This is a genomic window from Neorhizobium populisoli (assembly GCF_019430945.1).
Taxonomy (GTDB): domain Bacteria; phylum Pseudomonadota; class Alphaproteobacteria; order Rhizobiales; family Rhizobiaceae; genus Neorhizobium; species Neorhizobium populisoli.
The window spans coordinates 176242-191576 of the sequence record NZ_JAHYCB010000005.1 but is presented as its reverse complement, the minus strand read 5'-3'; the positions used below and the strand labels follow the sequence as shown (position 1 = coordinate 191576).

At 60.4% G+C, this 15335-nt stretch carries 12 protein-coding genes; 4 read left to right on the top strand and 8 right to left on the bottom strand.

Annotated features, from left to right (window positions below; all coding sequences use genetic code 11):
• Window position 1: 1 nt before the first annotated feature.
• Window positions 2-736: a copper homeostasis protein CutC gene (locus KX729_RS15105; RefSeq protein ID WP_219743302.1), complete on the top strand. Its 735-nt coding sequence runs from the start codon at window positions 2-4 to the stop codon at window positions 734-736.
• A gap of 12 nt (window positions 737-748) precedes the next feature.
• On the opposite strand, the gene KX729_RS15100 is transcribed toward KX729_RS15105, so the two are convergent.
• The 6 genes from KX729_RS15100 to KX729_RS15075 form a co-directional block, all read right to left on the bottom strand.
• Window positions 749-1420, bottom strand: coding sequence for a GntR family transcriptional regulator (locus KX729_RS15100; RefSeq protein ID WP_219743301.1), 672 nt, complete (start codon window positions 1418-1420; stop codon window positions 749-751).
• Window positions 1421-1669: 249 nt separating this feature from the next.
• The gene (locus KX729_RS15095; protein ID WP_219743300.1) at window positions 1670-2323 is read right to left on the bottom strand and encodes a helix-turn-helix domain-containing protein; all 654 of its coding nucleotides are present in this window, start codon (window positions 2321-2323) and stop codon (window positions 1670-1672) included.
• 112 nt (window positions 2324-2435) lie between these two features.
• Window positions 2436-2780: a hypothetical protein gene (locus KX729_RS15090; protein ID WP_219743299.1), complete on the bottom strand. Its 345-nt coding sequence runs from the start codon at window positions 2778-2780 to the stop codon at window positions 2436-2438.
• A gap of 119 nt (window positions 2781-2899) precedes the next feature.
• Window positions 2900-3520, bottom strand: a complete 621-nt coding sequence (gene fixJ, locus KX729_RS15085) for a response regulator FixJ (RefSeq protein WP_219743298.1) — start codon at window positions 3518-3520, stop codon at window positions 2900-2902.
• Entirely contained in the window at window positions 3507-5024 is a 1518-nt protein-coding gene (locus tag KX729_RS15080; RefSeq protein WP_219743297.1) for a PAS domain S-box protein, read from the bottom strand. Before KX729_RS15080 ends, fixJ begins: the two co-directional genes overlap by 14 nt.
• A 265-nt stretch (window positions 5025-5289) precedes the next feature.
• A complete protein-coding gene (locus tag KX729_RS15075) occupies window positions 5290-6270 on the bottom strand; it encodes a Bug family tripartite tricarboxylate transporter substrate binding protein (protein WP_219743296.1) in 981 nt (326 codons plus the stop codon).
• 154 nt (window positions 6271-6424) lie between these two features.
• Between KX729_RS15075 and KX729_RS15070 the strand changes: the two genes are divergently transcribed.
• The 3 genes from KX729_RS15070 to KX729_RS15060 all read left to right on the top strand — a co-directional run bounded on the left by KX729_RS15070 (window position 6425) and on the right by KX729_RS15060 (window position 13493).
• A complete protein-coding gene (locus tag KX729_RS15070) occupies window positions 6425-7966 on the top strand; it encodes a UbiD family decarboxylase (protein ID WP_219743295.1) in 1542 nt (513 codons plus the stop codon).
• 214 nt (window positions 7967-8180) lie between these two features.
• The gene (locus KX729_RS15065; RefSeq protein WP_219743294.1) at window positions 8181-10361 is read left to right on the top strand and encodes a putative bifunctional diguanylate cyclase/phosphodiesterase; all 2181 of its coding nucleotides are present in this window, start codon (window positions 8181-8183) and stop codon (window positions 10359-10361) included.
• A gap of 189 nt (window positions 10362-10550) precedes the next feature.
• Window positions 10551-13493, top strand: a complete 2943-nt coding sequence (locus tag KX729_RS15060; protein WP_219743293.1) for a hybrid sensor histidine kinase/response regulator — start codon at window positions 10551-10553, stop codon at window positions 13491-13493.
• 2 nt (window positions 13494-13495) lie between these two features.
• Here KX729_RS15060 and KX729_RS15055 read toward each other — a convergent pair whose 3' ends face one another.
• Window positions 13496-13981: an MgtC/SapB family protein gene (locus KX729_RS15055; RefSeq protein ID WP_219743292.1), complete on the bottom strand. Its 486-nt coding sequence runs from the start codon at window positions 13979-13981 to the stop codon at window positions 13496-13498.
• An 86-nt stretch (window positions 13982-14067) separates the two neighbouring features.
• Window positions 14068-15324, bottom strand: coding sequence for an AGE family epimerase/isomerase (locus tag KX729_RS15050; protein ID WP_219743291.1), 1257 nt, complete (start codon window positions 15322-15324; stop codon window positions 14068-14070).
• Between the last annotated feature and the right edge of the window lie 11 nt (window positions 15325-15335).

Sequence of the window (15335 nt, the reverse complement as noted above, 5' to 3'; positions counted from 1 at the left end):
TTTGTCGATCCTGCTCGAAGTCTGCGTGGATAGTCCGGAAGGACTTGCTGCGGCGATTGCCGGCGGCGCGAACCGTATCGAGCTTTGCGCCGCGCTCGATCTCGGTGGCCTGACGCCGCCGCCCGGCATGATGGCGCTGGCGGCGCGTGCCCCGATTCCTGTTTATGCGATCATCCGGCCGCGCGCCGGCAATTTCATCTTCGATGCCGACAACGAAGCGGCGATGCTGGCCGATATCGATGCCGTGCGGGCGATGGGGCTGGCCGGCGTGGTGATCGGTGCAAGCCGGCCCGACATGACGCTTGATCTCAACATGCTCAAGCGGCTTATGAAGCGGGCCGAAGGGCTCGGAGTGACCCTGCACCGGGCCTTTGATCTGGTGCCCGATCCGTTCATCGCGCTGGAGCAGGCAATCGACCTAGGAGTCGAGCGCATCCTGACGTCCGGGCTCAAGGTGACGGGTTCAGAAGGCATCGACCTGATCAAGCAATTGACGATCCGGGCCGGCGACCGCATGTCCATCATGCCGGGCGGTGGCGTCAATCTCGGCAATGTCGAGCGCATGGTGCGTGAGACCGGCGTGCACGAAATCCACGGTTCATGCCGCAAGCAGGTGGAAAGCACCGACCGTCGCGCCATCGATTTCGGTTTCCAGGCGCCGTTTTCCTATGTCACGGATAGCGAGATCGTGCAGAAAATCCGCGGCATTCTCGACGAGATCGGCTCCGGGCACTGAAGGCCCGTTGCGTCAGGAGGCGAGAGCTTCGGGCTCGTCGATCAGATTGACGACGCCTTCGGCAAGCCGTTCGATCCGTTTCATGCAGAGTTCGCCAGCAACAAGGCCGTTGCAGGTTTCGATCGCCTTGACGATTTCGCCAAGTTCTTCGAGCCGTTCGGCGTAGGAAATGTTCTGGAAATTCGACATTTGCTTCAAGATCATGACGCGGCCGTCCAGCTGGCGGGCGAAATCGGCGGCGACCTGATTGCCGCAATTCTCGCGCATCATGGTGAAGAACTGAGCTTCGGCGGCGAAGACGTCGCGCGGTTCGCGGTTGCGCATCGATTGCAGGAAGGATTTCAGCTTGTTGATCTGTACGGCGGTGGCGTTCTCGGCAAAACCCTTGCCGATCATGCCTTCCAGCGTCCGGCGTACCTCATAGATTTCCTTGGCTTCGCGGCGACCGATGTTGACGACCGAGCGGCCACGGCGGGAACGGTTGACGATCAGGCCTTCCGCCTCCAGATGCTGCAGCGCCTCGCGCAATACCGTGCGGCTGATCCCCAGCTCGCCGCAAATCTCGCGCTCCACCAGCTTCTGGCCGGGCGTCAGATTGCCGGCCGCGATCGAGGCGCGGATGGCTTCGGTGACTTTCTGACGGAGAAGCGTCTCCGGCACGATGTTCATTCCAAGGATGGTCATCTGGTCTGCTCGCTACAGCCGGGAATTCCAGCTTCTGACAATCGATATATCTCAATGGATATATCGTCAAGCTTCCGTACTGGCGAGCGGCTCTTAATCCTACAGATAATGCTGAAATGCCAACGGCAGGCCGTCGGGGGAGACGACCTGCCGCTGACAGGGGGAGGAGAAAATCAATAGGAGATCTGCATGCACTTCTAAGACCGGCGGGTGACAGGAGGTTCGCCGGGGTATTGCTGCTGCTTCATGTCATGCGCAGAGGCTGCCGAGCGCTTCGTGCTTGCTAATTTCGACGCAACGAATGCTCCGCAGTTTGATCAGGCCGGACGCGCGCAGCTTCGCGAAAACGCGAGAGACTGTTTCGATCGTCAGGCCAAGGTAGTCGGCTATGTCCAGCCGGGTCATGGGAAGGTCAAAGTGTTCCAGCCCGCCCTGGCGTTCCGCCATGTCGAGAAGGAAGCCGGCAATCCGTTCAACGGCGGTCTGCCGGCCGATCATCATGATATGCTCCTGGGCACGCATCATGCCGCGCAGCGCCAGGGAGAGCATTTCCGGCGAGGCTTCGTCGTTCGCCGGACGGGCGATCGTGCGCAGGCCTGCCTGGGTAATGGCTTCGGCGAAGAAGCTGTGGGTGCGGTCCGCCTCGAACCCGAACGTTTCTCCGGCCAGATGGAAGGCGATGACTTGGCGCCGTCCGTCCGACAACAGGCGATGAATACGCACTGCGCCGAATTCTACATGATAGTAAGAAGTTGCCTTGTCGCCGGGGGCGTAGATTTCCGCGCCGGCATTGAAGGTGATGATCGGCTGCGGACGGGCAAAGCCGGCACTCGGAGAATGAAGCGCCATCGGACGGGCCGGTGCGAGCTCTTTCTCGGTGACAAAGGCGGTGCTGGTCTGCATCTCGAAATCTCCCCTTCAGTGATCTCAAGATGCCTCAAGACGCGGTGCGGGAAAATTCGGTTGTATCACTACGGGTATTTACGTAGGTGACTGGTAGAAAAGGATTTTTTGATTACGCGGCAAGCGCGAAGTCGCGCACCATGCGTACCAGTTCGGCGCCCTCGAAGGGCTTGGCCAGAGCGACGCCTGGGCTTTCGTTCAGCGGCTCCGAGATGCCATCCGTCAACAGAATCACAGCACGTGTCGTGTGAAGCAGATCCTGTCGGGCATCGTCGCATGCCCGCACCACCTGATCGTCTACCACGAAGCAGAATGTGGACGAAGCCAGGATCGTGTCGCTGCACCAGTCCGCATAGGCGTGGACCGTGAAGCCCTCGACCTCGAGCGCGAACGTCAAAGCCTGTCGCAGACCGAGGTCCGGAGCAATGACGGCGATGGTTCTTGACGGTGATAACACAGAACTTCCCGTTTGGGTGGGGGCCATGCGGAGCCGCTTGAGCCACAGATGTAGTCATTCGGGAAGGGGGTGCGCTTTGCGCTAGATCAAGAAATTACCAATAAATTCTGGTAGGCCTCTCAATGCAGGGTAAAACCCGCCGAGATCGCCATGCGGACAAGTTGCGGCAGGCTCTTCGCCTTCATCTTGGTCATGACGTTGGCGCGATGCACTTCCACCGTGCGCGGGCTGATGTCGAGGTCGTAGGCGATCGACTTGTTCGGCAGGCCTGCGACGACCGCCGCCAGCACCTGGCGCTCGCGGTCGCTCAGGCTTTCAAGCCTTGAAAGCACTTCCGTCATATCGTCGACTTCAGTAGATTTTTCCGTAAGGTTTTCGCCTGCGCGCTGGATCGCATCGATGATCACGGTGTCTTCGAACGGCTTTTCGATGAAATCGACGGCGCCGGCTTTCATCGCCTCCACCGCCAGCGGGACGTCGCCGTGACCGGTAATGACGATCGCGGGTATTTTCAGCTTGGCCGTGGCGAGCCGGCGGATAAGCTCAAGGCCACTGATATCGGGCATGCGCAGATCGGTTACGAGCACTGCATTGCGGGCATTTGGCGCGAACTGCAGGAAGGAAGCAGCCGTTTCATGGATACGAACGGCAAAGCCGTTCATCGTCAGCATGAAAGCGAGAGACTTTCGGACAGGTTCCTCGTCATCGACGATATGTACCGTATAGTCACTCGACTGCATTCTCTCGTTCCTCCTTGTCTACGGGAAGAGTGAAACGGAAGGTCGCGCCGCCAGCCTCGTTGCGGGAAACCGTCATCTCGCCTCCATGCGATTCGACGATGCGCTTCGAGATGGATAGGCCTATCCCCATGCCACCTGCCTTTGTAGTGACAAACGGCTTAAAAAGCTGTTCAGCAATTTCTTCCGAAATACCCGGACCAGTGTCGGCGACGACGACCGCCATCGTATCGGCGTCTTCGTGTACCGTGCGTACGATCAGCTCGCGTCGCTTGCTGTCGCGCATGGCTTCGATGGCATTGCGCATCAGATTGGTCAGCACCTGCTGGACCTGGATGCGGTCGGCGATGACAATTTCAGGGGCAGGCGCGAATTCGAAGATCGTCCGCACACCCTTTTCGCGGGAGCCGACGAGCGCCAGCGCGCCGGCCTCCTCGACGAGATGACGGATATTTTCCGGAGACTTGTCGGTCTCGCCCTTGGTCACGAATTCGCGCAGATGCTTGATGATCTGGCCGGCACGAAGCGATTGGTTGGCAGTTTCCTGCAGTGCTTCGCGCATGCGCACGGCAAGCGGCTCGTCCATGTCGCGCAGCAGCCGCGCGCAGCCATGCACGTAGTTGGAAATCGCCGACAGCGGCTGGTTCAGTTCGTGGGCCAGCGTCGACGCCATTTCACCCATTTCGTTGAGGCGGGCGAGGCGGGCGAGTTCGCCCTGGACTTCCTGAAGGCGGGCGGCCGACTCCTCACGTTCGGTCAGGTCACGAACGAATCCGGTGAAGAAGGTCTCGTTGCCGGAGCGGCTTTCGCCCACCGCAAGCTGCATGGGAAAAGTGGAGCCGTCCTTGCGCTTGCCGACGACGACGCGGTCCGTGCCGATGATGCGCTTTTCGCCGGTCCGGTGGTAGCGCTCCAGATAGCCGTCGTGCTCCTTCTGATATGGGTCCGGCATCAGCATGCGCAGATTGCGGCCAACGACCTCGTCCTCCGAATAGCCGAACTGGCGGACGGCTGCAGCGTTGAACGAGACAATCGTGCCGTCGCGGGTGCTGACGATGCTGGCATCCTGTACCGTGTCGAGAGCGGAGCGCAGATGTGCCTCGCGGGAATCGGCGCGTGCCTGGGCCTTGGCGATCGCCTTGCGGGCGGAGTGCAGCATCTCACCGATCAAGGCGATGGCGATGCCGACAATGGCGATCACCAGCATCTCGGTCAGTTCGGCGCCGCGGACGGTAAACTGCTTGATGGTGTATGACGCGAGTACGGCCAGCGCGACGGTGAAAAGCGATGCCCGCATGCCGCCGATGACGGCTGCGATCAGGATCGGCGGAATGAAGAAGGTGAAGGTGGCGCGGTCATCCAGCCAGCCGTGCAGCGCGAAGCGAAGTACGAAGGCGATCAGGATGCTGGCGGTCGCAATCGAATAAACCTCGACGGCGGAAATCCGACGATTGAGGAAGGACTGGATGAATTCATCCGTCCTTTCGCCGATCGTCCGAGGTGTCATAGCAACCACCTGATACCGATCGTCTTGCGGGAAAACCTCAGCGGATTGCGCATGCGAAACCTGACACCCCTGTCCTGGAACATTTTCTAGCATGAGACGGTGCGCCGTCCAATGTCGGAATTGACAATTTTCAAGTTTGAATACGGTTTAAAAAAGATGTTCACACAATTTCTGGTATCAATCGCTGTCGGCGGCGCGAAATCAAGAAAAGCGGCGCCGAGACGCCGCGGTCGTTGCGATAGGCGACGAATATGACAGCCTTGTCTCATTGCTGCGGAATGTTGGCGATCTTGACGTAATCCGCCCAGGCGGCCACCTCCTTCTTGAGGTATTCCTGGCCTTCGGCCGGCGTCGAGATGAAGATGTCGCCACCTTGGTCGGTCACGAATTTTCTAACGTCTTCCTGGCCGAGCACCTCCTTGGTCCAGCCATTGATCTTGTCGACGATCTCCTTCGGCGTCGCCGACGGAACCATCATTGCGAACCAGCCGACCTGGTCCATGGGATAGCCGGCCTCCGTCATCGTCGGCACATCGGGCGCGCCGGGAATACGTTTGGCGGAAGAGACGGCCAGCAAGCGGTATCTGCCCTCGCGCAACTGTGAGAGCGAAAAGACCGGATCTTGCGCCGCGAATGCCATTGCGCCGCTCATGATATCATTCATGGAGTCCGCGCTGCTCTTGTAGGAGACCTCGACCGTTTCGAGGCCTGCTTCCTGCTTGTAGATCGCCGCCAGAACCTTGCCGGACGTATTGTTGATCGCGTAACTGGCGTTGGAGCCCTCCTTCTTCAGGAATTCCGTCAGCTCCTTCATGGTCTTGATCGGGCTCGAGACCGGAACCGCGATCATGTGCGGCTGCTTGTTGACGGTGGCGGCGACCTGCAGGTCCTTCACCACGTCAAAAGGCGGGTTCTTGAACATGTGCATGTTGCCGGCCACCGCGCTGCCGGTATGGAAAAAGACGGTGTAGCCGTCCGGTTTCGCACGGGCGACATACTGGCCGGCAATGTTGCCGCCGGCTCCGGGCTTGTTTTCGACAATGATGGTTGCGCCGGACAGTTTCGAAATCTTCTCGGCGAAATAGCGGACGATGACATCCGCACCGCTGCCGGCCGGAAAGGCGCAGATGAAGCTGATCGTCTGGCCGGGGTAATTGGCTTGCGCGGCGGCCGGCGACAGGCCGAAAGCCGTTGCCGCAAGCGCAGCCGTCATCCCCAGCAAGTAACGACGTGTGACGTTATGCATGACATTCTCCTCCCTGATTTTCCCGGCCTCCCGAGCCGGCAGACCGCGCCTCCCAGAGCGATCTAATCAAACATTGTATAATTATATTTGATTTAATCAACTGTTCTGGCTAGAAATCACGGCACGTTGAAATCGCGTTTGGGAGAGAATTGAGATGACCGTCAACGCCACCACCACATCCACGGCGACGCTGGATCTCGACCGTTTCCGGTTGAGGAATTTCGTCGAACAGCTTGGTCCGGAAGAGCTGGAAATCCGCGAGGAAAAAGTCGATCTCGCCGATGTCGCAGCAATCCTCCAGAACAATCCGAAGGCGGTTCTTTTCAAGAATGCGGGTCCGGAAGGCCAGCAGCTGGTGGGTAATGTGGTTGGTAGTCGGTCGCGTCTGGCAAAGGCCTTCGGCGTGCCGGTTGCGGATGTAGCGCTCGAAATGCGCCGCCGACTGTCGCTGAAGCCGGAACTGGTCAAGCTCTCCAAGGATGAGGCGCCGGTGCAGCAGGTCGTCAAGACCGGCACGGACGCCGACCTTCTGTCGCTGCCGGTGCATGTCCAGCATGCGCTTGACGGCGCGCCCTACATTTCCGCGACGATCGACTACACGATCGATCCGAAGGACGGACGTTATAATTGCGGCATGCGCCGCCTGATGTTGCGCGGTCCGCAGGAGGCGGGTGTCGACCTGATCGCGCCGAGCGATCTGCGCGTCATGTATATGGCGGCTTCCGGTCGCGGCGAACGCTTGAATGTTGCCTATGTGGTCGGTTGCCATCCCATCGACATGGTATCGGCGACGATGAAGGAACCGGTCGACGAGCTGGAGCTGATCTCTTCGCTGCGTGGCGCACCGCTGCCGGTCGTCAAATGCGTGACCAATGACATCATGGTTCCGGCCGATGCCGAGATGGTCATCGAGGGCTATTTTGACGAGCGCGGCTACGTCGAGAAGGAAGGCCCTTATGGCGAATATCTCGGCTATTACGGCGTGGTGAAGACCAACCCGGTCTTCCACGTCACGGCGATCACCCACCGCAAGGACGCGCTTTTCCAGACCGCGACGATCTCCGGCAACCGGATGGATTATACCGACACATCCAACCTCGAAGCGTTGCGTATGGAGATGAACGTCTGGAAGACGCTCGGCGATGTCGTGCGCCAGCCAGTCGCTGTTTATGCCCCGGTCGCGGCCGGCGGCTCGATGAGCATGCGTTTCTCGATCCGCCAGACCTATCCGGGCGAAGCGCGTTCGGCGCTTTACGCGGTTCTGGGTGCTGTGGGTGTCAAGAACGTCTTCGTCGTCGATCCGGATATCGACATTTTCGACGACAGCCAGATGGAATGGGCTTTTGGCACACGCTTTCAGGCGGACCGCGATCTGGTGATCGCGACGGGCGTGCGCCTGTCTCCGCTCGATCCTTCCTTGCACGGCGCCCGCTCCGGCGCCAAGGCCGGATACGACCTGACCTGGCCGATGCAGCATGCCCAGAACTGGGAACTGGTCACGCCGCAGGCGCCGTCCTATCCAGGCAACCGCTTTCCGTCGCTCGAAGCGGCACTCAAGGACGGACCAAAACATTTCGAGGAACTGATGGCTGCTATGGGTAGCCGTGATGGCCGCGATGTGGTGCGCGAACTCGATACTTTCCGTTCAAGGGGATTGGAGCGGGACGAGCGCGGGCGTTACTATTTGCCGAAGTAAAGACCGTCCCAGATTAGAACATTGTTCCCAAAAAATACGACCTTCCGAACCGACCGTTCGGAAGGTTTAACTTTTTGAAACATAATACCTGATTTTCGGCTGTCGAATCCGTTGTTCCCTGTTCAAGTACCATTCATTTCTTGGGGTCGGGCTGTTATTCATTCTCTAATCGTCACTTTCTAACGTGCGGCTGATTGTAGGGTTCGGAGCCAAGATGTCTGACGCCAGCAGCATGGATATTGCGGAGCGCAAGCGTCTCGATGCGCTCGACCGCTTTCGCATTGCCGGTACGTCTCCCGAAAATCGTTTCGATCGCATCTGCCGTTTTGCATCAGAGCTGTTTTCGACACGCATGGCCTTCGTCACGCTGATCGAAGAGGATCGGCAGTGGTTCAAGGCTTGTTCCGGCACGGAGATACAGCAGACCACGCGCGGAGAATCCTTCTGCGATCACACGATCCGCACGGATGCCGTCCTCGTCGTGCCGGATGCCCGCGCCGACGCACGTTTTTCCGATCTTCCGATCGTTACCGGCGAGCCGTTCATCCGCTTCTACGCCGGTGCGCCCCTGATCACATCCGATGGCCATCGGCTGGGTGCGCTTTGCATTGCCGATACGCAGGTACGCGAGCAGTTCTCCGAGCGTGAGCGGCACGCCCTGGCCGGTCTTGCGGCCATGGTCATGGAGCATATGGAAATCCGCCGCGAGGGCATTCCCAATGCGACGGCGGCGAGCTTTGCCAATGCCACCGACCTTTCGATGATCACCTGCGATCCGACCGGTCGGATCGAGTTCGTCAACCAGGCTGTCCTCGACATGTTCGGCTTCAGCCGCAATGAGATGATCGGACGTTCGATCGACATGATCGTGCCGGAGCGTTTCCGCGCGGCGCACAATGCCGGCCTTTCGCGCGTCGCCGCCGGAGGGCAGTCGAAACTCAAGGGTAAGACGGTCGAAGTCTCGGCGCTGCGCAAGGACGGCGCCGAGTTTCCAATCGAGATCGCGCTGTCCGTCTGGCGGGACGAGCGCGGCATGGGTATGGGCGCGATCATCAAGGACATTTCGGATCGCCGCGACCGTGATGTACGGCTGCTTCGGCTGGCCAGCCAGGATACGCTGACCGGACTTTGCAACCGGCATCGGTTCGAAGATCTGCTGCGCGAGGAACTGGGACAGGGAACCCAGCTCGGCGTGCTCCTGTTCGATCTCGACGGTTTCAAGGACGTCAATGATCGCCTCGGCCATGCCGTCGGCGATGCGCTTCTGCAGGCGATCGCCGTTCGGTTGCCAGCGGTTCTCGACCGCCATGCGACGCTGTCGCGTTTCGGCGGCGACGAATTTGCGGTCCTGCTTCCCGGAGCCGCGGATCCGCGCGCGGCGCACGAAGCTGCCAATGCGGTGATCGATGCTTTCAAAACTCCGTTCGAGGTGGCCGGGCACACTTTCCGTGTGGGCGCCAGCGTCGGTTTTGCGCTTGCGCCAAACCATGGTTCCGATGGCGAGGAACTGATTGCCAGCGCGGATTTCGCGCTCTACCGGGCGAAGCAGGCAGGCGGGCGTGTGGTCCGCATGTTCGAGCCGACGATGCGCACCGAGCGCGTCGCCCGTCGTGCGCTGCGCGACGAGCTTCTGAGAGCGCTCGACCGCAAGGAACTTGTGCTTCATTACCAGCCGCAGGTGATCATCGAAACCGGTGAGGTTTTCGGTGTCGAGGCGCTGATCCGCTGGCAGCATCCCGAGCGCGGTCTGCTGGCGCCTGCAGCGTTTCTGCCGGCTCTCGAACAGTCTTCGGTGGCGCTCGATGTCGGCTTCTGGGTCCTCGACGAGGCTGCCCGCCAGATGGCGGCCTGGAACGCCGCCGGATATCCGCCGATCAAGATGGGCGTCAACCTTTTCCCGGCACAGGTTCGCGCCGGCAACCTCGCCCGCGCCGTCGGCGATGTCATAGCCCGCTACGAACTCGATCCGCGTTTCCTCGAAATCGAGATCACAGAAACGATCACGCTCAACGACGACGACCAGTCACTCGAATCCATCCAGGCGCTGCGCGATCTCGGTGTCGGTGTTGCCTTCGACGATTTTGGGACCGGTTATGCGTCGCTCGGCTCGCTGCAGCGTTATCCGCTGACGACGCTGAAGATCGATCGCAGCTTCGTCCGTGATCTGCTTGCAAAGCCCCGCGATGCGGCAATCACCCGCGCCCTCATCATGCTGAGCCGCGAACTCGGGTTGAAGACCGTCGCCGAAGGGATCGAGACGCCCGAACAGGAGGCCGCTCTCCGCTCGATGGGATGCGAGGCCGGGCAGGGATATCGCTACGGTCGGGCAATGCCCGCCGATGCGGTTGCCGAACTGTTTTCCGGCATTCATCCGCAGCGGCTGCTTCGCGCGTAACAGGCCATCGCTTTTGCATTGCTCCGGCGGCAACGTGCGTCCCGGAACAGGAAGAAAAATCCAAGTGTTAGGTGTTTCTTAGCGCCGACGTCCGATGCATTGTCAGTTTTTCAGTCGTTGCTTGATTTCAATTGTAAACGCGCGGGGAAGCCCTATAACCTGATGTCGAATTTGCATCAGGGACGACGCATGTTCCGACTAACGGAGCTTTCCGATATCGACTTGAATCAATTGTTCAATCTCTCGCCGAATCCCTATGTCATCATTGACCGGGAGCTACGGCTTGTAGGGATGAATGATGCCTATCTGGTCGTCACCGGACGGACCCGCGAAGAACTCGTCGGCCTGACGATGTTCGAGGCTTTTCCAAGCGAACCCGATTCCGAGCCGAACCGTCTTCTGCGCCAGTCGTTCGCAAAGGTTTTTTCGACCGGCAAAGTCGATCACCTGCCTCTCATTCCATATCCGATCGCCGGTCCGGATGGGGAGCTTGAGGATCGCTATTGGAGCGCGACACATACGCCGCTCCGGGAGGCAAGCGGCGAAATCAGCCTTATCCTTCAGCATACGGTCGATGTCACCGAACTCCACCTTCTGCGCAGCCGGTCGTCGTCCGGCGGCGGGGCGTTGCAGATGCATAGCGACCTGATGCGCCGCGCCGATGCGGTGCAGGGGCAGAACGTCGCGCTTGGAGAAGAACGTGAATATCTCAGGATGCTGTTCGAGCAGGCACCGGGTTTCATGGCGATCCTGCGCGGGCCGGACCATGTGTTCAGCATTGTCAATGGCGCCTATCTCGCCCTTATCAGTCGAGAAGAGGTGATCGGCAAGACCGTGCGTGAGGCACTGCCGGATATTGCAGGGCAAGGTTTCTACGAGCTTCTCGACGAGGTCTATCGCAGCGGCAAGCCTTACAGTGCTCATGGGGCTCGAATTTTCCTGCAGGCGTCTCATGACCGGGACGTGGAGGAGCGCTTTCTCGACTTCATCTATCAGCCCATCCGGGGCCGTGATGGCGCCGTCAGCGGCATCTTCGTGCAGGGGCATGATGTCACCGAGCTTCGGCGGGCACAGGAAGCGGCACGGGACAACGAAGACCGGTTCCGCACATTGGCGCAGGCGCTTCCGACCCATGTCTGGACCGCGACGCCAGACGGCCGGATGCAGTGGTGCAACGATCAGATCTTTGCCTATAGCGGCATGGAATCCTTCTATTTCGACCGCGAAAGCCGGTCGGATATGCTGCACCCGGACGATTCTCCGAATATCGCCCGGGCCTGGGGCGAGGCCTTGCGAAGCGGCAGCCGGCTGGAATGCGAGATCCGGCTGAGGCGGTATGACGGCGTCTATCGCTGGTTCATCACACGTGCCGTACCGATCAAGAATGCCGAGGGCGAGATCACCCTGTGGGTCGCCACCAATACCGATATCGACGAGCAGAAGCAGACCGAGACGCAGCTCTCCAACCTTGCGGTGACGCTGGGTCATCGGGTTGAGGAACGGACGATCGAGCTGGAGCGCACCCAGGAAGTGCTGCGCCAGAGCCAGAAGATGGAGGCGATCGGCAATCTGGCCGGCGGTATCGCGCACGACTTCAACAATCTCCTGCAGGTCATCACCGGCAATCTCCAGCTGTTGAGCCGCGAAGTCGCTGGCAACGATGTGGCGGAGAAACGTATTACCAGCGCACTTTCCGGCGCGTCGCGCGGGGCGCGTCTCGCCTCGCAGCTTCTCGCTTTCGGGCGCCGTCAGCCGCTATCGCCTAAAGCGGTCAATCTCAGCCGGCTGATCCGCGAAATGGATCATCTTCTGCGTCGCAGTCTTGGCGAGGCGATCGAGATCGACACGATCGTCGGCGGCGGGCTTTGGAATACGCTCGCAGATTCCAGCAATGTCGAGAATGCGCTGCTCAACCTTGCGATCAACGCCCGTGACGCGATGAACGGCCAGGGCAAGCTGACGATCGAGCTCGGCAATGCCTATCTCGACGACGAATATGCGCGCCATACGTTCGATGTCGAAAGCGGTCAATATGTCATGCTGGCGGTCACCGATACCGGCACCGGCATGACGCCGGAAATCCTGGAAAAGGTCTTCGACCCGTTCTTCACCACCAAGCCGGAAGGCAAGGGGACCGGTCTTGGCCTGTCGATGGTTTATGGCTTCGTCAAGCAGTCCGGCGGGCATATCAAGATCTACAGCGAGCCGGGCAACGGCACGACGGTGCGCATCTACCTGCCGCGGACGATGGAAGAAGAGGACGCTGTTGCCGAGATGACGGCCGGTATTGCTTCCGGCGGCAGCGAGACCATTCTCGTCGTCGAAGATGACGAGGCGGTGCGCGAGATCACTGTCAGCCTGTTGTCGGAGCTCGGTTACCGGGTGCTGCGGGCGCGGGACGCCGATAGCGGCCTTGCGATCATCGAGAGCGGCGTGCCGATCGATGTCCTGTTTACCGACGTGGTGATGCCCGGCCGCCTGAAAAGCCGCGACCTTGCCAAGAAGGCCAAGGAGCGCCTGCCGCATCTCGGCGTGCTTTTCACTTCCGGTTACACGGAGAATTCGATCGTTCACGGCGGTCGGTTGGATCCCGGCGTCAACCTGCTCAGCAAGCCCTACACGCGCGAAGCTCTGGCACGAAAGATCCGCCAGATCATCGATGCTAGCCGCGAAGGTGCGCCGCCGCGCTGGCCGGAGCGGCCGTTGTCCGTTCCTGTGCCGGCGACGGAAACGCCGGTTGTGCCGGAACCCGTGGCGGCGGCGATCGGGCCCGTGACTATCCTCCTCGTGGAAGACGAGGCGCTCATCCGCATTTCAACGGCAGATTTCCTGCAGGATGCGGGCATGAATGTGGTTGAGGCGGGGTCGGGGCAGGAAGCGATTTCCGAGGTCGCAGGCAGGTCGGTCGATATTCTCGTGACCGACGTTCACTTGCCGGAAATGAGCGGGCTGCAGCTTGCGTTGAAACTGCGCGAAACCCTGCCGGACCTGCCGGTGATCTTCGCGACCGGTGACCGTAACGTGCCGGGCTCGGAGGAGCTTGGCAATACGGCGCTGATTACCAAGCCTTATGACTATGAGCAGCTTGCCTCGCGTATCCGAGCCATGCTGCCCAGGCAGGGCCGCGGTTAGATCTATTCTTCCTTGATGCCGGCGGCGACCTGCGTCTTCCTCAGCAGCCAGAGGATGAAGATGCCGGCAGCCGTTGCGACCGCAGCGACAACCCACATGCCAAGCCCGACGCAGAGCCCGATCGCGCCGGAAAGCCACATGCTCGCCCCGGTCGTCAAACCTTTGACGTCGCCGCGCATCTGGAACACCACGCCGGCCGCGAGGAACGCGATGCCGGCGGTGATCGCTTCGATGAGACGCAGCGGATCGATCTGCACCGTATTGGGCTGGTTGCCGAACTCATGCATGATCTGCAGGCCGACCAGCGTGAAGACCGCTGCTGCGAGGCCTATCAGCATATTGGTGCGTAGGCCGGCGGCATTGTTGCGGGTCTCCCGTTCCAGCCCGATCAGACCGCAGAGAAGAGCAGCGCCGAAGAGGCGAGCGAACAGCACCTCGATCGCGACGGGCGCATCATGGGAAAATTCGTCGGCTAATGTATTGAGCATGGTTTGGTGGTTTCCGGTGTTCGATTGTGACACCGGAAACCGATCGAAGCTCGCTTGGTTCCGTCACCGCAAGGTGATGGTTGCCGTCAGATACGGCCTTCGGCGTCGACGATCACCTTGGTGAGGCTGCCGGTGGCCGGGAAAAGCGGAATGAGGCAGGCCTGCAGGGCGTGGTAGATATCGCCCTTGCCGGGGAAGAGCGTGTGCGCCGGGGCCATGTCCTCGGTCAGTTCCTCGTGCCAGCCGCCGTTTTTGTGATCGATGAAGCGGTTGGCGATCGTGCCCCAGATCAGCCGGTAGCTGTCTTCGTAAAAGCTGTCGGAAGGTAGCGTTTCATTGAGGAAGTGGGCCGCACCCGCAGCTTCGCACATCGGCCACCAGAGCTTGTTGGTCTTGGCCGGCTTGTCGGCCCAGTCGAGCGTGTAGAAGAAACCACCTTTTGCCTTGTCCCAGCCGAGTGACATGGACTGCACGAACAGCGCCTTGGCGGCTTCCGCCATCCAGCCATGCTGCTTGCCGCCGAGCGTCCAGAGCTGCAGCAGGAGGCGCGACCATTCCAGCCAGTGGCCGGGCGTCGTGCCGGCCGGCCGGAACATCTCATCCGGATGGTAATAATCCTTGTCGATCACCCAGTTCGGATCGAAATGTTCGGCAACCCGGAACCCGACGCTGCCGGCGAGACGGCGGATGACCAGATCGGCGATGCTTTCCGCCTTGTCGAGATAGGCCTTCTCGCCTGTCGCCTCGAAGGCTGCCATCAGCGCTTCGGTGAGGTGCATGTTGGAATTCTGGCCGCGATAGCTGCCACCGTCGATCGGCGACCAGTCGCGCTGGAATTCTTCGGCGATCGCGCCGTGCTTCGGTTCCCAGAAACGGGCTTCCAAAACCTCGGTGATATCGGCTAGCATCTGGTCGGCCAGCGGGTGGCCGGCGATCTTGGCGGAAGAGGCGGCGAGCAGCACGAAAGCGTGGCCGTAACCCTGTTTATTGGAGTCCGCTGCGCCGTCGTCATTAACCTGCCAGAAATAGCCGCCATGTTCGGTATCGCGGTGGCGTTCCCAGAGATAGCGCATGCCGTGGTCGATGATGTCGCCGGCACCGGGACGGCCAAGCAGGTAACCGATAGAATAACAATGCACCATGCGGGCCGAGGCATGGATACCGCGGGTCGGGTTGGCGCCGCCGAGCGGGTTGCCCTGGTCGTCGAGATCGAAGAAGCCGCCCTTGGGATTCATGGCGCGATACTGGAAGAAATCGAACAGGCCGTTTGCCTGATCCAGAAGCCAGCGCCGATGATAGGGAAGGCTTGCCCAGTTGCTACCGTTCAGACCGTTGTCGCTCATGAAAACCTCGG